Below are 20,009 nucleotides of genomic sequence, written 5' to 3'. Positions count from 1 at the left end.
TTAACTGTCCGACTGAATTACAATAACGCAGAGAACAGATATGCAAGTTCCTTCTTTTGAACGCTCACTGCTACACCCTCGTTATTGGCTGACCTGGCTTGGCCTTGGTATCCTCTATCTATTGGTGTTGCTCCCCTACCCGGTTATCTATGTCCTGGGTACCTCCCTTGGCCGCTTTTCTATGCGTTTTCTCAAACGGCGTAAACGGATAACACAGCGTAATCTCGAGTTGTGCTTTCCTGATATGCCACAGGCTGAACGCGATGAACTGCTGGTTAAGAACTTTGAATCGGTGGGGATGGGGTTATTTGAAACGGGCATGGCTTGGTTTTGGCCGAACTGGCGCATTGAGCGCTGGTGTAGCGTTAGTGGTCTAGAGCACATTCAACAAGCGCGAGAGGAAGGCAAAGGGATTTTATTGATCGGCTTGCATTTTCTTACGCTGGAACTGGGTGCCCGCATCTTCGGAATCTACAATCCGGGCATCGGTGTCTATCGCCCGCATGATAATAAAGCCATGGACTGGATGCAGACTTGGGGCCGGATGCGTTCAAATAAAGCCATGTTAGACCGCAAAGATCTGAAAGGAATGATCCGCAGCCTAAAACAAGGCGAAATTATCTGGTATGCGCCGGATCACGATTACGGTCCGCGCAGCAGCGTATTTGTGCCCTTGTTCGCTGTCGATCAAGCGGCAACCACCACTGGGACTTACCTGCTGGTACGTATGGGTAAACCGGCAATTATTCCTTTCACGCCGCGTCGTTTACCTAATGGCAAAGGTTATCAACTGCTGTTGCAACCCGCGGTAGAGAACTTCCCGGTAGATAATGAAGTGGCGGCGGCCGCGTTTATGAATAAAGTGGTCGAAAAAGAGATTGCCCAAGCCACCGACCAATATATGTGGCTACACCGGCGTTTTAAGACCCGGCCAGAAGGCGCGCCTTCATTGTATGAATAGCATGACTTATTCAGAAATAGAATATTGCTAATGGTAATGAGAATTAGTTTATATCAATTTTTTTGATACACTTCGTCAGATTTATCCGCTAGGCAAATAAGATTTATCTGACGATACTGAGAGTAATTAATCCTAGTTATTATCCGGTTATTTTCTTTTTTAATAAGGATATATATGCTCGCAACACTTAATCTCTGGTTCACTCGATTAACAGACCATCCTAACGGCGGCAAACTACTATTACGCCTAACGTTCGGTGTCTTGATGTTATTTCATGGTGTAGCCAAAATTCAGCATGGCACCAGCTGGATAGCCGCGTCTTTACAGGCGCAAGGCATCCCCAGTTTTGTCGCCTATGGCGTTTACATCGGCGAAATTGTCACCCCGATCCTGATTATTCTTGGTCTGTTTACCCGCCCTGCGGCGTTCGTTTACGCCGTTAACCTGTTGGTTGCAGTATTAATGGTCGGTACGGGGAAATTCTTTACCCTGACCCAAGTCGGTGCCTGGGGTTTGGAAAACGAAGCTATGTATTTCCTCGGTGGTGTCGCTATCATGCTACTGGGTAGTGGCCGTTATTCCGTGACTAAAAATGAAGCTTACCGCTAATCACTGGCGCTAAATAACGAATATCATACTAACCACTGCGCCTTTGGCGGGGTGGTTTTTCCTATTTTCTCTGCCAGCTGTAACATCATGCTAATGCCACAACTCCTGTGTTATTACCAAATAGAATAAGCATATCCATCCATGTCAAACCACCTTTCCATTTTATAAAAACTAATATTTATCTCATTGATGTCGCTGCACTATGAGCGCATACTTATCAGGCTAAGTATCTGCTTCTCGTGCTTTGCCGCCCCTTCAAACGCCCTGCTGACGAATAAAGAGACGCAAAGCAATCACTTGCTTAATCGGTAATTTATGACCTCGGCGCCACAACCTGTTAACTGGAAAAGAAACCTATTTGTCACCTGGTTAGGCTGTTTTCTAACCGGTGCTGCATTTAGTTTGATCATGCCATTCTTGCCATTGTATGTGGAGGAGTTAGGCGTGAGCGGTCACCAGTCATTGAATATGTGGTCCGGTCTGGTATTCAGCATTACTTTTCTGTTTTCTGCCATTGCCGCCCCCTTCTGGGGGAGCCTCGCTGATCGTAAAGGGCGGAAAATCATGCTATTACGCTCAGCGTTAGGCATGGGGATCGTGATGGTTTTAATGGGTATGGCGCAAAATATCTGGCAGTTTCTGGCATTACGTGCACTGCTGGGACTACTGGGTGGTTTTATTCCAAATGCCAATGCACTGATCGCCACTCAAGTACCGCGCAATAAGAGTGGCTGGGCTTTGGGGACGCTCTCAACCGGTGGGGTGAGCGGTGCATTAATCGGGCCACTGATCGGCGGGTTGTTAGCGGATAACTATGGCCTGAGACCGGTATTCTTTATTACCGCGGCGGTGTTGTTGCTCTGTTTTGCCCTAACCTGGCTGTATGTCAGGGAGCAGTTTGCACCGGTACTGAAAAAAGACATGCTTAACGGGCGGCAAGTATTTAACTCCCTGAAGAACCCGAAGTTAATCCTGAGCCTGTTTGTCACCACCATGATAATCCAGATTGCTACTGGCTCAATTGCGCCGATCTTGACGCTGTATGTGCGCGAACTGGCTGGTGATATTCATAATTTGGCTTTCGTCAGCGGCATGATTGCGTCAGTCCCAGGGGTTGCTGCATTGATGAGCGCGCCGAGATTAGGAAAACTGGGTGATAGAATCGGCCCGGAACGCATTCTGATTGCCATGCTGGCTCTGTCAGTGCTTATCTTGATCCCGATGGCTTTCGTGCAGACTCCATTGCAATTGGGTATTTTGCGCTTCTTGCTGGGGGCAACGGATGGTGCATTGCTCCCTGCGGTGCAGACGTTACTAATTTATAACTGCACCAATCAAGTGGCTGGCCGGATTTTCAGTTATAACCAATCGTTTCGTGATGTCGGTAATGTCAGCGGCCCGCTACTCGGGGCTGCGGTCTCTGCCAGCTATGGTTTCCGCGCTGTATTCTGTGTAACTGCCTTGGTGGTACTATTTAACGCGATCTATTCTTACTGGTGTTTACAGCGCCAGCCCTTAAAAGCACGGCAACGTGAGGTTCAACAACAGCAAGATAGCTAAAGATTAGAGGGGTAACCCACCCGGCGGGTACCCGCATAAACCATCCTAAATCCCTAAACAAAAGCACGTATATTCCTGCTCTTTTCTGCCCGAATCCTCCTGAGATGCACTGACAAAAGCCCCATCAAACGTTAATCCCTCGCCAAGTTGCTGTTTATTGTGTTTTTATGCGAAAATTTTTTATTCCAGCACTCTCTCATGTCAAAATAGCCATAGCATATTGATTTAACTTATTGATAAATAATATTAATAATAAGATTAAATAATGAAACTTAGTCCCTATCTTTTGTAGTGAAATGCACTCAAAGTCAGAAAGATAACCCTGATAAATGCGATGTGTATCGACTTTTCATCTAAAAATACGATATAACCCCGATAGGCAGCAAAAAATGACGTTATTATTGCGTTAAATTCTACTGTAACGAGTGTTAACCCTGATAACTGGCCGTAGTGCCAAAGGGGTGAACATTCGATGATGGCTTATTCGCCCGACTTTAACGGCGATTCTATGGGAAGACTTTATGCAAACCTCTGTTAACTCCGAAGGCGGCCGCACGTTCTTTGGCCATCCTTATCCGCTCAGCGGCCTGTTTCTTTCTGAAATGTGGGAGCGTTTCTCGTTCTACGGCATCCGCCCACTGTTAATTCTGTTTATGGCTGCCACTGTATTTGACGGTGGTATGGGCCTGCCTCGTGAGCAAGCCTCCGCTATCGTCGGGATTTTTGCCGGTAGCATGTATCTGGCAGCATTACCCGGCGGCTGGCTGGCTGATAACTGGCTCGGCCAGCAACGTGCAGTCTGGTATGGTTCTATCCTGATTGCACTGGGTCATCTGTCGATTGCGCTATCAGCATTCTTCGGCAACGACATGTTCTTTATCGGTTTAGTGTTTATCGTACTGGGTACCGGCTTGTTCAAGACCTGTATCTCAGTCATGGTCGGCACCCTATATAAGCCAGGTGATGCCCGCCGCGACGGTGGTTTCTCACTGTTCTATATGGGTATCAATATGGGGTCATTTATCGCGCCGCTACTGTCCGGTTGGTTGCTGCGATCCCACGGCTGGCACTGGGGTTTTGGTATCGGCGGTATTGGTATGCTAGTGGCACTGGTTATCTTCCGTGGCTTTGCTATCCCAGCGATGAAACGCTATGACGCAGAAGTCGGGCTAGACTCAAGCTGGAACAAACCAACAAATCAGCGCCAAGGAGTTGGTAAGTGGGTGACAGGCATCCTGCTGCTGGTAGTGGTACTGATTACCCTTATAGCACAAGGGATTATCCCGATTAATCCGGTCTTGATTGCCAGCTTATTGGCCTATGTTATTGCGGCCTCAGTGACACTCTATTTCGTCTATCTATTTGCCTTTGCCAATATGAGCCGTAAAGATCGTGCTCGCCTGTTGGTGTGCTTTATTCTGTTAGTTTCTGCGGCGTTCTTCTGGTCAGCGTTTGAACAGAAACCGACTTCATTCAACCTGTTTGCTAATGACTATACCAACCGTATGGTTATGGGCTTTGAGATCCCAACAGTCTGGTTCCAATCAATAAATGCGCTGTTTATTATTCTGTTGGCACCGGTATTCAGTTGGGCTTGGCCTGCCCTGGCGAAGAAGAAAATTCAACCCAGCAGTATCACTAAATTTGTCATCGGTATTTTATGCGCGGCGGCCGGTTTCGCTGTGATGATGTATGCCGCTCAGCATGTGCTTAGCAGTGGTGGTGCCGGTGTTTCACCTCTGTGGCTGGTGATGAGTATACTGCTGCTGACACTGGGTGAGTTGTGCCTTAGCCCGATCGGTTTGGCCACCATGACCCTACTGGCACCAGACAGAATGCGCGGCCAGGTGATGGGCTTGTGGTTCTGCGCCAGTTCTCTGGGTAATCTGGCTGCGGGCCTGATTGGCGGACATGTTAAAGCTGACCAGCTTGATATGCTGCCGACACTGTTCGCCCGTTGCTCAATTGCATTGGTTATCTGTGCGGCAGTGTTAATATTGCTTATCGTACCGATTCGTCGGCTGATGAATAATACTCAGGGCCAACAAGCCGCCTGATGCATGCACGGCAACCTCTGTTCACACAAACCCGCCCTGGTGGCGGGTTTTGTTCTACAACAGCCATTCCTGTTGCTGTAATACCACACGATAACCATCGCTATCTTCGAACGTTTTGCCACTGACATCCCAATAAGGATTATAAGCAGTGACCTTACGAAAACCTGCCGTCACCATCTGCTGGCACTGAAGACTCCATTGCGCTTCATCCGGTATATAAAATACTAATAAGTTGTCCTGCGTCGGTGCCACCCCTACCCGGACGCCGCGATGATGCGTAAACTCTAAATGGTAAGTGTGGTGTGGATGTCCGAGAATAATACCGTCAAACCCCTGATGATCGACAAAATGACCCAGTTGACTAAATCCTAAGCCATGACAGTACATCTCGCTGATTAATTTAAGATTATCGGTGGGTCTGGCAACACGCATTATCGCGGTTTTCGGTAACACTGACGGCGGCTTACTTAAGTGGGTATCGGATAATCTCACTGCTTTTGATGGCATCGGCTCTCTCCTGATAACACATTCGAACCTAGAGATTAAACATGAAAATAAGACCTGCGCAACCTTCAGACTACCCGGCCATCTTACAATTGCAGCGACAAAATACCCCAGAAAATTTAAGCCCGGAGCAGCGTAAACAGGGTTTTATTGTGTCACAAATGGATGAAAAGCAACTGGATTCAATTAACCAAGATTTGGGAATTCTGGTTGCAGTTGATGATGGGCAAGTCGCGGGTTTTGTCTGTCTGGCCCACACGGATAAACAACCACGGCCACCGGTGGTTGATGCCATGCTGGAAGCCATAAGCCATCAACAGTATCAAGGCCAACCATTAGCACAATTGCGGGTATTTCTTTACGGGCCGGTGTGTATCGATAGCCACTGGCGCGGCAAAGGGGTGCTTAAACAGCTGTTTAGCGCCGTTAAAACCCATACCTGTAATCAATTTGATGTAGGGGCCGCGTTTGTTAACAACAATAATCCACACTCATTGGCAGCCCATGTCAAAGGGTTACATATGACACCGATCAGTGAATTCGTTTGTCAGCAACAACACTACCAACTGCTGATTTTTGCTACCAACGAATGATGTTACTCATAAGGGCCGTGACGAGCATCGATTGGCAGCATAAAAGTATCAACTATCATTGACAGCGGAACGTCTATCACCGTGACATACTTCCATGGTCCCTCACGCATATCCCATTGCACGCCAGGATAGTATTGATGCCCATGGCCCTGCCCCGGCACCGTGCGGCTGATAATGCTGCCACAGCCGGACAACAACATAATACCGATCGCCAGCATAACAATGCGGGCCATGCTGGTAGGGCAATGGGTCAGTTTAACGATGGGATTCACACAGTTACTCTTCAGGTTTAGCGCGATACACAGCTTATCATAGCGCCATGTAAACAACGGTTAAGACTCAATCTGGCTAATGTAAAACATAGAAGGTGTTAAAGCGTTAGTCCGTATTCACTAATACGCTATCACCGCTCAGACCGAACTATCACTAATAAAAAAACGGGCTATACATAATGTACGCCCGTTGTTACTCAATATTACCGTTACTTCATATCAGCGTTATTTCGCTGCTGGAAACGCCTTTATATTATGCGCGAGTTGGCGATAATACCCGTTCCAAATCTGATACTGCTCCGGCTGCTGCCAGACTTGCTGGTGCAAACGCGAAATCAATACCGGGTCGCTGAGTAATTCCAGACGCTGTAATTTAGCCAATTTATCCGGCCCAGCCTCCAGCGCGAGTGTCAGCCGCTCGGCACGCACCTGCTCGATAATCGCACGGGTATGGTGGCGAGCTGTCGCCATCGCACTGGCCAGCGCGTTATACGATGGGTTCATCACCGCATGCAAGAAACCATTACTAAGCGCCCGCTGATGATTAAGCTTCAGGTACTCTTCCGTCGCCAGCAATTCTCGTGGTGGATTATACTCTTCCGGGATCAAAAATAATTTAGCCCGTTTACTGGCCATCCCCAATGTCCGACGGCTGGAAACCACAGAGACTAGCGGTGACAGAATCAACGAAAATACAATCGGCGATAACCACCACAAGAAGCGCAGATCCAGCCAGGCCACGCCACCGGCCCAAACCAAACCCAGTAACAATTGCGAGCCGTGACGAACCATAGCTTCACTCCACGGCGTGGCATCATCATCACGTTGTGGTGAGTTCCATTGCACTGACCAACCGAGGAAGGCGCTGACCACAAACACGGTATGGAACAGCATGCGCACAGGGGCCAGTAACACGGAGAACAACATTTCAGCCAGCATCGACAGCAATAGACGCAGCGCCCCACCGTACTCTTTCGCCCCTTTTGCCCAGATCAAAATGATGCTGAGTAATTTTGGCAAGAACAGTAATACCAAAGTGGTGGAGAACAAGCCAATTGCCAGCTCGGGCCGCCACTGGGGCCAGACTGGGAACAGTTGACGCGGTTGCAGGAAATACTGCGGTTCCATCAAGGTATGCACCGCTTGCAAAGCAGTACACAGCACCAGGAACATAAACCACAACGGCGCAGACAGATATGACATCACACCAGTGAGGAACACAGCCCGGTGAACCGGATGCATGCCCTTAACCAGGAACAACCTGAAATTCATCAGATTACCGTGGCACCAACGGCGGTCTCGTTTTAGTTCATCAAGCAAATTAGGTGGCAGTTCTTCATAGCTACCCGGCAAATCATAAGCAATCCATACTCCCCAACCGGCACGGCGCATTAATGCCGCTTCCACAAAGTCATGCGACAGAATGGAACCTGCGAACGAACCTTCACCCGGCAATGGTGCCAGTGCACAATGCTCGATAAAAGGCTTAACCCGAATAATGGCATTGTGGCCCCAGTAATGGGACTCGCCTAACTGCCAGTAATGTAAACCAGCCGTAAACAGCGGACCATAGACCCGCGTGGCAAATTGCTGGATACGGGCATACAGCGTGTCCATACCTGAGGCTTTCGGCGCAGATTGGATAATCCCGGCATTTGGATTGGCTTCCATCAACCGCACCAACCCGGTCAAACACTCACCGCTCATCACGCTATCGGCATCCAGAATCACCATATAGCTGTACTGACTGCCCCAACGGCGGCAGAAGTCATCGATATTACCGCTTTTGCGTTTAACCCGGCGGCGGCGGCGGCGGTAGAAAATGCGCCCATGCCCATCGACATCACGACACAGCTCCAGCCAGGCTTTCTGTTCTGCCACACAGATATCGGGGTCATAACTGTCACTGAGCACATAAATATCGAAGTGCTCAAGCTGACCCGTGGCGGCGACTGACTCATAAGTGGCACGTAGCCCCGCAAATACCCGCTCCACGTCCTCATTACAAATTGGCATAATCAGCGCAGTCCGGTGAGCTGGATTTAGCGCCTCATCCCCTTTGATAGTAGAGGATATGCTGTATTTATCTTTGCCAATCAGCAATTGCAGGAAGCCCATCAGCGCGGTCCAGAATCCGGCAGAGACCCAACAAAACAGCACGGCAAACAGAATCAGGATGCCGGTTTGTAGCAGGTAAGGCAGCAATTGCATTACCGAAACCTGCCAGTTTTGTTGCCAGATCTCGAAAGGATCGATTAACGCCCACCCCTGGTAGGGCAGAATGGTCTTCATATAACTGGTCGCAATGGTGGTTTGCAACACAATGAGTATCAGCAAAATATAGCGGCGCAGAGAGCCTACGCTACGCCATTTCTTCTCGGCGATGGCCTGCTCATGGGTTTGTGCCCGTGATACCGGGTTGCGACCCAATAATGAATCCCAAAAACGCCCCACCGGATTGGTCCGCCATGCCTGCGGTGCCATACTGGTGCGTTTGATGGGCGGCATCGCATTAATGACCGTGCGCCCTTCGCAATCTGACTCCAGTTGTTTCCCTTGCGCCAAGGCCTCCGGCCACGCCGCACGCAGACGGGCATTGACTGATGCTAACGCACTGTCTTCCTGGCTAAAAACTCCCGCTGGTGGCGCACTGGCCGCCAGTTGCTGATGCAAATGCTGCATCGCTTCAGGGGTGCTATCGAGTAATACATCTTCAGGTAGAGCATCACGCAGCGCCCCTAGCTGCTGAGCAGTCAGGGGCAAGTCCGCAATATAATCCTGTACAGGAGATTGATTTGACTTATTCATCGGCAGGTAGCTGATAGCTCCAGGTTTCAGTCAGGGTTTTATCACCATTAACCAGCGCAGCACGCATTTCTATCGGTTTTTTTGCGTCCTTAACTTTTAGCCGCAATGTTAAACGCCAGCCCTTAGTAACCGGGTTGTAGCGCACACTGTTCTCGATCAATTCACCGTTGTCGTCGATACTGACCTGTGAAGCTAGCGGTGTATTTTCATCAAGTGATTTCAACACTGGACCGACAAAATCAACCAGGAATGCCACACTGCCATCAGGCTGACGAATCAGATTCGACTGTTTCACATCACCGGTTGAACGTAAGGTCTGTTTGACATAGGCCACGTCCGGCGAATGCAATTTCTCTTCATCGCGCGTGAAGTGCAGGCGGTAATTCAGATCAAGTGATGTTTTTGCATCCGGCAACACGTCTGGTGACCAGAAGGCCACGATATTGTCGTTGGTTTCATCCGCCGTTGGAATTTCCACCAGCTCAACTTTACCTTTGCCCCAATCACCACGCGGTTCAACCCAGGCACTCGGACGCAAATCGTAGCGGTCGTCTAAATCTTCATACTGCGAGAATTCACGACCCCGTTGTAGCAAACCAAACCCTTTTGGATTTTCTACCGTATAGGTGCTGACCGACAGGTGTTTTGGATTATTCAGTGGTCGCCAAATCCATTCACCATTACCCGCATGAATAGAAAGACCATTGGAATCATGTAATGCCGGACGATAGTTCAACACTGCTGACGGCTGGCTTGGCCCAAACAGGAACATGCTGGTTAATGGTGCAATACCCAGCTTCTCAACCTTGTCGCGCAGGAAGACTTTGGCCTGTACATCAATAGTGGTGTCGCGCCCCGGATAAATGACGAAACGGTAAGCACCGGTGGCACGAGGTGAGTCCAGCAGAGCATAGATAACCAGATGTTTGTCATTTGGTTTAGGCCGCTCAATCCAGAACTCACGAAAACGTGGGAACTCCTCGCCAGAGGCCAATGCCGTATCAATGGCCAGCCCGCGCGCAGAAAGGCCATAAACCTGACCTTTACCAATCACACGAAAATAGCTGGCACCAAGCATACTTACGATTTCATCTTTCTTATCCGCTTTATTGATCGGATAAAGCACTTTAAAACCAGCAAAACCTAAGTTCTTCACTGACTCGGCATCATGCTTGACCGAACCAAAGTTAAAATAGTCCGGGCTATAATTGATGGGTTTAACACTGGTCGCAGTAACTTCGTTTATCTGCACTGGCGTGTCGAAGTACATGCCCTGATGATAGAACTCTAACTTAAATGGCGTATCCAGTTTGGTCCAATAGGATTTGTCATGGTTAAACTGAATCTGCTGATAGTCGGCAAATTTCATTTCGCGAAATTGCGATGGAAGGTTACTTTTTGGTGCCTCGAAGCTTTTACCCGCCAATGTCTGTGCCTGTTTAGCCACATCATCTAACGAGAAAGCCATTGCCTGAGAAGTGAATAATGACAGCAAGAGAGTTACCCCCAGCCATCTGACGCTGTTCGCGCGTGACCCTTTAGACATTCTATTAACGTTTGAAAAAATATTAACTCGCACATCTCCCCCTGTTCGGGTGCTTAAATCATCACAGCCAAATTATTGACGGTTTATCCCACATACCGCACAGATAAATTCAGGTTAGCGTAAATGCCTGAGTTATGCTGACGGTTGATTGTTTAAACCCGTGGCTAAGCCACAAGACTATCTTGCCCAGCTAAAATACGCTATGGAAAATTATTAGCCCTTATAGTAGTGTTTCTCGCCTTACTGATCCATTGAATAACGTATATTGTTATCAATAAACGTTTACTATAAAAACAACTCCGTGGGTAAAACCGGCGCGTTATTCTAATTCCGATAACAAATAGTGAATAAGTATGAAAAAAAATACTAACCAACGGGAGTACTTTCTAGACGCTATCCGCGCCTATTTGATGTTACTCGGCATTCCTTTTCATCTTTCTCTTATATACTCCAACCATCATTGGGCAGTGAATAGTACGCATCCTTCACATCTATTTACCTTACTAAATGATTTCATTCACGCCTTTCGCATGCAGGTATTCTTTGTTATTTCCGGCTATTTTTCGTTCATGTTATATCAACGCTATGAGCGCCAGCGCTGGCTTAAGGTCCGCCTGGAGCGGGTGGTTATTCCGTTACTCACCGCCATCCCACTAATAACATTGCCACAATTTTACCTCCTTAAAACTTACACCACCAAATTACAAGATTGGAATTCATTTACAATTTATCAAAAAATAAATATTGCTATTTGGGAAATGGTTTCACACTTATGGTTTTTGTTAACCCTCGCATTGCTGACGACAATCTGTTTTTATCTGTTCAAAAAAATCAAGAATAACCAACAGTCAGTTCCAGTGTTGATAAAGGAAATGAATAATATAGGAAAAATCTCACTATCATTGTTTGGCTTTGTATTAATCTACGCGGTCATTCGTAGAATAATATTTCTTCTTAACCCGGAAATACTCTTTAATAGTGTCTTCAATTTCTTTGTTATGGAGACTTTGTTTTATCTACCTTTCTTTCTATTGGGTGCTTACAGCTTTATCTATCCGCCACTCAAACGGGTATTTCTTACCTTTTCACCTGGTGCATTTTTGGCCTCTGTGTTGTTATTCATCGCCTATTCGATAAACCAACATATTAATACTGCTGAGTTTTTTGCCTTTGAGCTGGATCTTATCATCAAGGCATTGATGGGCGTGACCATGACCAATGTGGTCTACTCTATTGGGTACCGGTTATTAAACTACCCCTCACCACGTATCACCTATCTGGTTAATGCCTCACTTTTCATCTACCTGGTGCATCATCCGCTAACCTTGATTTATGGTGCCTTTATTACGCCGCAAATTGACAATAATGGCCTTGGCTTTGTAGTGGGCATGGCCTTTGTTTGCCTGATTTCATTCATGTTATATGAGATTCATCGCCGTATTCCATTGCTGAAATTCTTATTTTCTGGCAAGCCGCAGCAGCAAACGGTGTAATCAAATTATTATTCAAACGAATAATGTTATTGCTAAGCGATATGAATATCGGCATACCGCTTAAGCGATAAAACGGCTACACTGTGAAACCATCATGTAGATGGCGGGATGGCTAATGCCTCACTGCTTGCTCTGCTTTCAGAGCAACTATCCTGTTGATTCCTTATCAGGATTTGTTTCACTTGCAGTGACAACAAAAAGAGGAATTGTGATGAAAAAGCAAGAATCTACTGAGAATAATCCCAAGTCTGATGCTGTTGCAGTCACCGAGTTCGCTACCCTGTTTGCCTTGGTTAGCCGCCTTAGCGGAGCGCTGGACAGCGCAATCACCGGAAAAGATCGCAGCGTATTAGTTAACGAACTGTCACAGCTTTCTGTCGATAATCTTCCTGAACAGGAAAAAGCACCGACAGCAGAAGCACTGAGAAGAGCGCTGGTAACACTCAAACGCGACTAGTTCTACTATCCAACGCTCACCCTTGATTCCCCGCTGGGCAATTAAAGGTGAGCGACCCCTCTTTTATCCTCATAATTTTAATCATTATATAGACTTAATATCTTTGACATTTCAGCAAAGCTGCAAATGACTCCATTCCAAAGAACTGACAAAATCAGTGGTTCAAGTGAGTAAGTGCCACAACGCTATGAACTAAAAAAATGCTGATTTAACACATTGAATTAGGTCATCTCTTCGCATTAGATGAGATAAATCTGTGTATAATAATTTTTTATAACTTTGGCCTGTTATTCATTTATTTTCGCCTTAAATCAGGAGAACTCCCACCTTGGACGCCATCGCAATTAATAGCCTCTTTTTGATCGGCGCAGTGCTGGTGGGAGCCAGTATTTTACTGAGTTCACTCTCTTCCCGGCTGGGTATTCCGATTCTGGTTATCTTTCTGGCCATCGGTATGCTGGCAGGTGGTGACGGTATTGGCGGGATTGCTTTCGATAACTACCCAGTGGCGTATCTGGTCAGTAACCTGGCGTTGGCGGTTATCCTGCTAGATGGCGGGATGCGCACTCGAGCTTCATCATTCCGTGTTGCTCTGTGGCCTGCGCTCTCTTTAGCAACCGTCGGGGTGGTGATTACTGCTGGCCTGACGGGCCTGGCTGCGGCCTGGCTGTTCGATTTAGATATTATTCAAGGGCTGCTCATTGGTGCGATTATTGGCTCGACCGATGCCGCTGCGGTATTCTCACTGCTTGGGGGTAAAGGTCTCAACGAGCGCGTCAGTGCCACTTTAGAGATCGAATCAGGCAGCAATGATCCCATGGCGGTGTTTTTAACCGTTACCTTGATTGCCATGATCTCCGCAGGTGAAACCAGCCTCAGTTGGATGTTCCTGGTGCACTTAATCCAACAGTTTGGTCTGGGAATTATCATCGGGTTAGGCGGTGGCGGTTTACTGCTGCTCTTTATAAACCGAATAGAGCTAGCGAATGGTTTATATCCCCTGCTGGCAGTCAGTGGTGGGATTCTGGTTTTCTCATTGGCAACGGCCATGAACGGCAGTGGTATTCTGGCAGTATATCTCTGCGGGCTATTACTGGGTAACCGCCCTATCCGCAACCGCTCCGGTATATTACAAACTTTCGATGGGCTGGCATGGCTGAGTCAAATCGGGATGTTCCTGGTATTGGGGCTGTTGCTTAATCCAAGTGACCTATTGCCGATAGCGATCCCAGCGCTGCTCCTCTCATTGTGGATGATTTTGTTCGCCCGACCACTGTCGGTGTTCATTGGTTTACTGCCGTTCCCAAGCTTTAATCTGCGTGAACGGATCTTTATTTCCTGGGTGGGTTTACGCGGCGCAGTGCCGGTTATTCTAGCCGTATTCCCGATGATGGCCGGTATTCCCAACGCGAATTTATTTTTCAATGTGGCCTTTTTTGTCGTGCTGGTATCACTGCTGCTACAGGGCACCAGCCTGTCATTTGCCGCACGTAAAACTAAATTGGTGGTGCCTCCAGCACTAGCACCGGTCTCGCGCATTGGGTTAGATATTGATATGAATAACCAATGGGAACAGTTTATTTACCAGTTGAGTTGTGACAAGTGGTGTATCGGTGCTGCGCTGCGCGATTTGAAAATGCCTAAAGGGACACGTATTGCGGCGCTGTTTCGTGGTAAAGACTTATTGCACCCCACCGGCAGTACCCGTCTGAAAGAAGGTGACATCTTGTGTGTTATCGGTCAGGAACACGACCTACCAGCATTGGGAAAACTGTTTAGTCAGTCACCCAATATCCAACTGGATGAACGCTTCTTTGGTGACTTTATTCTTGATGCCGATGCCAAGCTCCACGATATCTCTCAGATTTATGGCCTTAATCTGGAACCCGGAATCGATAAACAGCAAACATTGGGCCAATTCGTCCTCTATTTATTTGGTGGAGAGCCGGTTATTGGCGATCAGATTGAGTGGGATGGCTTGACCTGGACGATTGCCGAAATGGAATCGGATCGGGTAAGTCGGGTCGGGGTGAAAATCGTTACCGATAAAGCCTGATGTTATGATGAATAAGTGATAGGGATACCGTACAGGGGAACGCAATGAAATTGTCTATTTATGACCATCTGACAGTATCAATTTTATGAATCTACCTCCTGCTGATTGGGATAACCAGCGTACATTTCTGGCCATTATGCGTGAAGGCAGTTTATCTGCCGCCGCACGGAGTCTGAATGTTTCGCAACCGACAGCCCGCCGGCATATTGAGTCGCTGGAACAATGCCTTGGGCAAAAATTGTTTAACCGCACGTCCACTGGATTAATCCCAACGGAAACAGCGCGGGCACTGTTACCCCATGCCTTGGAAATGGCCACCGCTGCCGACGCTTTTGTACGAGCCGCCTGCGCCGATATTGGGTCAGCTAAAGATACCGTGCGCATTGCCACCAGTGAATTACTTGGCGTTGAAATCCTGCCGCAACGCTTAGAACCTCTGCGCTTACACTATCCTGAGCTGGTGCTGGAATTAAGTCTGGGTAGCAAGATAGAGGGGTTAACCCGCCAGGAAGCCGATATTGCAGTAAGAACCTTACGCCCCAAAGCGTCGCCAGTTATTGCGCAACGGGCGGGTTATTGCGAAGTTGGGCTGTTTGCTACTGAAGATTACATTGAGCGCCATGGTATGCCGCAGAGTCTCGGGGCATTAGCGTTTCACGCGTTAATCGGCCCGGATCGTAACACCCATGATGTCCAGGTTCTGCGTGAGCAGGGAGTCGATTTTGAACCGCACCAATACCGCCTACGTACTGATAGCCATTTGGCACAATTGGCGGCAATACGCAGCGGTTTGGGCATTGGTGCCTGCCATGAACCCATAGCTCGTCAATCTGGGTTAGTGCGGGTGTTAGCACAAGAATTCTCGTATCCACTGGAGTTTTGGCTGGTGATGCATGAAGATCTACGCAATACCCAGCGAGTCCGCGTGGTATTCGATCATTTACTCAATACACTGCGCCAATATCTGGCTGAATAAGCGCTAAGTGCAACAGGGCCTATGCGACCCTGTTGATTAATTAAGACAATTTAAAGTGGATAACGCAATATAGCGCTCAACTGCTTACCGGCTAAATCGCTTTCCCGCACCGCCAAAACTCGTGCTCCGGTTGCCAATGCACGTCTGGCAATCTCATCGATAACCCCATATGTCAGAGCATCATCTTCTGACGCAAAAGTAATAATACCCTGATCATTGATAGTCCCTGGGACTTGGCTTTCAATATCAACCAGTAATAAATCAATAGCACCGAACGTTGCCGCCCGTGCGGCATCCGACAAATCATGAGTGACTCGACGTTCTCCTGCGCGCTGTTCAAATAACGGCTTCAGCCCCTCTATTTGCGCCCGATAGAAATTGTCCAATACCGGGCGCGCTAATGTGGCAAGTTCCGAAATATTAAGATGTTCTGCATTGGTAGATAACGTTTCATCCACCAGATTTGATAATGAATTTGTCGCCCGATAAATTGACGTCAAAGGTTCAGTACTGACTAAAATAAGCGGGTAGTTATGACGGGCAAATAATGGCCGCAGGGCATTATCTATTTGCCGGGTATATTGTGCGAGCCTTACTTTTTCATGTACGCCATCATACTTACGTGCATTTAATGAAGCTTTACCTACTGCATTTAACACATTGTCAGGTAGGTTGGGAACAGAAACGATAGCGGGTGGTGCATCGGCAAAAAACTCAATCAAACGCACTTCATTTTCTGATAATGCCAGAATATAAGCGGAGTGTGGAAATGTCAGTGCGCGTAATAACGGTTTGAGGTGGAAACGCTCACTGATCTCTACTTGGTCTTGCAGTTTATTAGCCAAACGGTAGGTTCGCAAAGTATCAGGCGTCGCAAGTATTGCGAGGCTGTAAGCATGCAGATCCCAGAATGACTCATCCTCTAATACGGAATATAACTCTTCTTCCAATAAAGCCAGACGCCGTTTATCAAAGTTTACCGCCTCAAGCTGTTGTAATGCCTCTTTTATTAAGTTCCCCAACTGGATTTTACTGCCAGCTAACTGTTGATGTAACGGTGATGTTTCAAGATAGATGGAAACGCAGGCATCGGAGCGTACATCAGAAAGACTAAGAAATTCTTCACGACTTGGAATGTCAACATGTAGCATAGGTCACCTTCAAGAAATAATGGACACGATACTTATATCTTTATCAAGCGCATGTTTATTATAGCCAACCAATGCCACTTTGCTTTCTATCGACATCGAAAAAATCGTTACACGCTAAAATTGTTAAAAGACATTTAACTGCTGGTATTAGCCCTAATATCTCAAATTCAATTAAGGCTAATACATCCCCCACATTAATAACTCTGAACTATTTATTCTTTACTCGTTATTCTGTTTTATTCTGTTTTATTCGATTAACCAAAATGATCCCCGCACAAACCAACACCAGTGCAAGGGCATTCTTCCATTCTAAAATGCTTTCATTGAGGAAAATGGCGGACAGAACCGCACCTGAAACCGGGATGAGAAAATTGAACGGTGCAACCATCCCTACCCGATTATATTTGAGTAGCAAGCTCCAGAGTGCAAAAGCGGCCGATGACAACAGCACCAGGTAGGCCAATAACAATAAAGCCCGCCAGCCAATGTCACTCAAATGGCCACCAAAGAGATAACCGCCAAGTGTCAACACCAACCCTCCGATGGCAAGCTGGTAACCTGTCATCACCGTGGTATCCATGGTTTGTGAAATACGTTTGCCGTAAATACTGGCGGCAGAAAGGATGAAAGCAGCCAGTACCACACTTCCCTCACCTAACAGTGAAAAATTAAAATCCATCAAATCGGCACCAAAATTCACCACCATCACGCCAGCAAAACCCAGTGCGCAGCCAATGATTTTATTAAATGATAATCGATCATTTTTATAAATATAATGCGCCAACAAGACACTGAAAAATGTCCCCGTTGCATTCATGATGGAGCCTTTCACCCCGGTAGTATATGCCAGCCCAATATAGAAAAAGACATACTGTAACGTGGTCTGTGTTAGCCCTAAAATGGCAATCTGCCTATATTGGCCCTTGTTAAGTCGGCCAATAGCTTTACCACTGGCAACAGCAAAAATGAGTAGCACTAACCCGGCCAATAAAAAGCGATAACCCGCAAACACCATCTTGCTCGGAATGTCATCTGGGGCGATATGAAACAGTGCATAACCATTTTTAATCGCAGGGTAGGCACTGCCCCAAAGAAGGCAACAGAAGGTTGCCACGAGGAAAACAAATTTTTTATTGGTAAAAAGCGCAGGACTGCGGTCCACGTGAACATCCTTTTCAATCAAAAAATGAAATGATGTTTCGTTATAACTATTTCCTGTTGAAAAGTCCCGTCTGATGTCACTTTTCTCTTAAAAATATCCATCAACTCTCCGAGTACCGCACCTATAGTACGTGGCCATCAAAAATAGATTGTCTGTCTTTTTGCTATTTGTAGAATAATTGAACGAAGATGCTGACATTCATTAGTTATTCATGGCGTTGTCTACCTCGTTCAATGTTTGCACTAACGGACAGAGATCGTGTACGATGCTGGTTTAATTAAATAACTTTGGTTTTCATCATGTTAAAACTATTTAACGTAAACTTTAACAGTATGCCTGAAAGAAAGTTAGACGAGATCTTCACACTTAGAAAAATAACATTTAAAGATCGCTTAGATTGGAAAGTAACCTGTACTGATGGCAGAGAAAGCGACCAATATGATGATGAGAATACAAACTATATATTAGGAATAATAGAAGATACTATTGTTTGCAGTGTCAGATTTATTGAAATGAAGTATCCGACAATGGTGGCAGGGCCATTCGCACCTTATTTTTCCGACATTGACCTTCCGGTCGATGGTTTTATAGAATCCAGCCGTTTCTTTGTTGAAAAAAAACTAGCAAGAGATATGGTAGGCCATAATAGTGCACTCAGCGTATTACTTTTTTTAGCAATGGTTAATTATGCCAGAAGCCGCAATTATAAAGGTATACTGACTGTTGTCAGCCGAGGGATGTATGTATTACTGAAGCGTTCCGGCTGGAATATTACAGTTTTAAACCAAGGTGAGTCAGAGAAAAATGAGGTTATTTATCTTTTACATCTGGGTGTCGACATTGATAGCCAACAACAATTAATAAAGAAGATACGCAGAACGCATCACGTTGAACCTCATATACTTGAAACCTGGCCATTAGCGGTGCCAGATATAGTTAAATAGGTTTAATTAACTTTAACTCTATGCCAAGTCTTATCGCATGCTTGGCATTTAAAACACCAAGTTTTCTAACAACATTACCAATATGAAACTTAACTGTACTTCTTTTTATTCCCAATATTATGGAAATTTCCGAGTATGTTTTGCCGACACTAGCCCAATATAAAATTTCGTTCTCTCTAGGAGAGAAAATTTCCCTTTCGTCACTAGCACCATTCAACTTGTTGTTTTTACTGTTATTTTTGTGGTAGAGACCCAACATTTTATCATGAGTCAAAATGAGCAGCATTTGAATTTTCTCTTTATTGGTCTCAATGCTCTCATCAAAAGAAATGCTATCATCACTTCCATTAGAAATATTCAGCGTTGCCATATTATGATTATTATCATGAAGAACAAATGTATAACCATTAATAATATTATATTCTCTGGCAAGGTTAAACACAGCTGAGTCGGTTGACTTTATATTAATCACCGAATTATCGTCCCAAGCAAAGGGAGCAACTTTGTCTTTTGCCGTCAGAATAACAGGATCGATAAGGTGGTAGTTATTTTTTTTATATGTTTGTATCCAATCCATTGGGTAGTTTGAAATAATAGTCGGGTGTAAGGGTGTTCTCTTATTCATTACCAAATAGGAATAACGCAGATCACCATAAGCTTTTATTCTTCTTTGAATATAGTTCTTTATATCTTCATTAATACTTTCATTATCAAAATAATCAATTATCATAACAGACCAAGTTTACTATATATGTTGAGCAACGATACAATTTTATGACATTGTTTTCAATAGAAATCAGTGTATAAAATAGACTTACAGAGTTTCCTCACAGACGCCCGGCTAACATTATATGAACAAA

At 46.2% G+C, this 20,009-nt stretch carries 17 protein-coding genes; 10 read left to right on the top strand and 7 right to left on the bottom strand.

The annotated features are described in order from the left end of the window. Positions 1–40: 40 nt before the first annotated feature. The 4 genes from V1956_RS11250 to V1956_RS11235 all read left to right on the top strand — a co-directional run bounded on the left by V1956_RS11250 (position 41) and on the right by V1956_RS11235 (position 5,187). Positions 41–961 (top strand): Kdo(2)-lipid IV(A) acyltransferase, encoded by a 921-nt coding sequence (locus V1956_RS11250; protein ID WP_420074961.1) that lies wholly within the window; start codon positions 41–43, stop codon positions 959–961. 174 nt (positions 962–1,135) lie between these two features. Next, the gene (locus V1956_RS11245) at positions 1,136–1,570 is read left to right on the top strand and encodes a DoxX family protein (protein WP_083158503.1); all 435 of its coding nucleotides are present in this window, start codon (positions 1,136–1,138) and stop codon (positions 1,568–1,570) included. Between the two features lie 315 nt (positions 1,571–1,885). After that, positions 1,886–3,130: a multidrug efflux MFS transporter MdtG gene (mdtG, locus tag V1956_RS11240; protein WP_083158502.1), complete on the top strand. Its 1,245-nt coding sequence runs from the start codon at positions 1,886–1,888 to the stop codon at positions 3,128–3,130. Between the two features lie 521 nt (positions 3,131–3,651). Beyond that, positions 3,652–5,187 (top strand): peptide MFS transporter, encoded by a 1,536-nt coding sequence (locus tag V1956_RS11235; protein ID WP_420071777.1) that lies wholly within the window; start codon positions 3,652–3,654, stop codon positions 5,185–5,187. A 54-nt stretch (positions 5,188–5,241) separates the two neighbouring features. Here the strand turns inward: V1956_RS11235 and V1956_RS11230 are convergent, their stop codons facing one another. Continuing rightward, positions 5,242–5,619, bottom strand: a complete 378-nt coding sequence (locus V1956_RS11230) for a VOC family protein (RefSeq protein WP_442825805.1) — start codon at positions 5,617–5,619, stop codon at positions 5,242–5,244. A gap of 116 nt (positions 5,620–5,735) precedes the next feature. Here V1956_RS11230 and V1956_RS11225 point away from each other — a divergent pair, with 116 nt between their 5' ends. Further along, positions 5,736–6,284 carry a GNAT family N-acetyltransferase gene (locus V1956_RS11225; RefSeq protein WP_372559292.1) on the top strand — a complete coding sequence of 183 codons (549 nt, stop codon included), beginning with the start codon at positions 5,736–5,738 and terminating at the stop codon, positions 6,282–6,284. 2 nt (positions 6,285–6,286) lie between these two features. On the opposite strand, the gene V1956_RS11220 is transcribed toward V1956_RS11225, so the two are convergent. The 3 genes from V1956_RS11220 to V1956_RS11210 form a co-directional block, all read right to left on the bottom strand. After that, entirely contained in the window at positions 6,287–6,517 is a 231-nt protein-coding gene (locus V1956_RS11220) for a YceK/YidQ family lipoprotein (RefSeq protein WP_442825804.1), read from the bottom strand. A gap of 264 nt (positions 6,518–6,781) precedes the next feature. Continuing rightward, positions 6,782–9,364, bottom strand: a complete 2,583-nt coding sequence (mdoH, locus tag V1956_RS11215) for a glucans biosynthesis glucosyltransferase MdoH (protein WP_420075230.1) — start codon at positions 9,362–9,364, stop codon at positions 6,782–6,784. Continuing rightward, positions 9,357–10,910, bottom strand: coding sequence for a glucan biosynthesis protein G (locus tag V1956_RS11210; protein ID WP_083158497.1), 1,554 nt, complete (start codon positions 10,908–10,910; stop codon positions 9,357–9,359). The genes mdoH and V1956_RS11210 overlap by 8 nt, the downstream gene beginning before the upstream one ends. 353 nt (positions 10,911–11,263) lie before the next feature. Between V1956_RS11210 and mdoC the strand changes: the two genes are divergently transcribed. The 4 genes from mdoC to V1956_RS11190 all read left to right on the top strand — a co-directional run bounded on the left by mdoC (position 11,264) and on the right by V1956_RS11190 (position 15,892). Next, positions 11,264–12,403: a glucans biosynthesis protein MdoC gene (gene mdoC, locus V1956_RS11205; RefSeq protein WP_442825125.1), complete on the top strand. Its 1,140-nt coding sequence runs from the start codon at positions 11,264–11,266 to the stop codon at positions 12,401–12,403. A gap of 211 nt (positions 12,404–12,614) precedes the next feature. Continuing rightward, on the top strand, positions 12,615–12,860 hold the full coding sequence (locus tag V1956_RS11200; RefSeq protein ID WP_193784638.1) for a hypothetical protein: 246 nt from the start codon (positions 12,615–12,617) through the stop codon (positions 12,858–12,860). Positions 12,861–13,188: 328 nt separating this feature from the next. Further along, entirely contained in the window at positions 13,189–14,916 is a 1,728-nt protein-coding gene (locus V1956_RS11195) for a potassium/proton antiporter (RefSeq protein ID WP_083158494.1), read from the top strand. A gap of 85 nt (positions 14,917–15,001) precedes the next feature. Further along, positions 15,002–15,892, top strand: coding sequence for a LysR family transcriptional regulator (locus V1956_RS11190; RefSeq protein ID WP_442825124.1), 891 nt, complete (start codon positions 15,002–15,004; stop codon positions 15,890–15,892). Positions 15,893–15,942: 50 nt separating this feature from the next. Here V1956_RS11190 and V1956_RS11185 read toward each other — a convergent pair whose 3' ends face one another. Continuing rightward, entirely contained in the window at positions 15,943–17,043 is a 1,101-nt protein-coding gene (locus V1956_RS11185) for a baeRF11 domain-containing protein (RefSeq protein ID WP_372559296.1), read from the bottom strand. Positions 17,044–17,269: 226 nt separating this feature from the next. After that, entirely contained in the window at positions 17,270–18,205 is a 936-nt protein-coding gene (locus V1956_RS11180; RefSeq protein ID WP_372559297.1) for a DMT family transporter, read from the bottom strand. Between the two features lie 299 nt (positions 18,206–18,504). On the opposite strand from V1956_RS11180, the gene V1956_RS11175 reads away from it, so the two are divergent. Then, positions 18,505–19,149: an acyl-homoserine-lactone synthase gene (locus V1956_RS11175; RefSeq protein ID WP_372559298.1), complete on the top strand. Its 645-nt coding sequence runs from the start codon at positions 18,505–18,507 to the stop codon at positions 19,147–19,149. Here the strand turns inward: V1956_RS11175 and V1956_RS11170 are convergent. Continuing rightward, on the bottom strand, positions 19,142–19,879 hold the full coding sequence (locus V1956_RS11170) for a helix-turn-helix transcriptional regulator (protein ID WP_442825123.1): 738 nt from the start codon (positions 19,877–19,879) through the stop codon (positions 19,142–19,144). The genes V1956_RS11175 and V1956_RS11170 overlap by 8 nt on opposite strands. Between the last annotated feature and the right edge of the window lie 130 nt (positions 19,880–20,009).

The organism is Yersinia sp. 2540 StPb PI (genome assembly GCF_052217165.1).
In the GTDB taxonomy this organism is placed as follows: domain Bacteria; phylum Pseudomonadota; class Gammaproteobacteria; order Enterobacterales; family Enterobacteriaceae; genus Yersinia; species Yersinia enterocolitica_E.
This window is presented reverse-complemented; position numbering and strand designations above follow the sequence as displayed.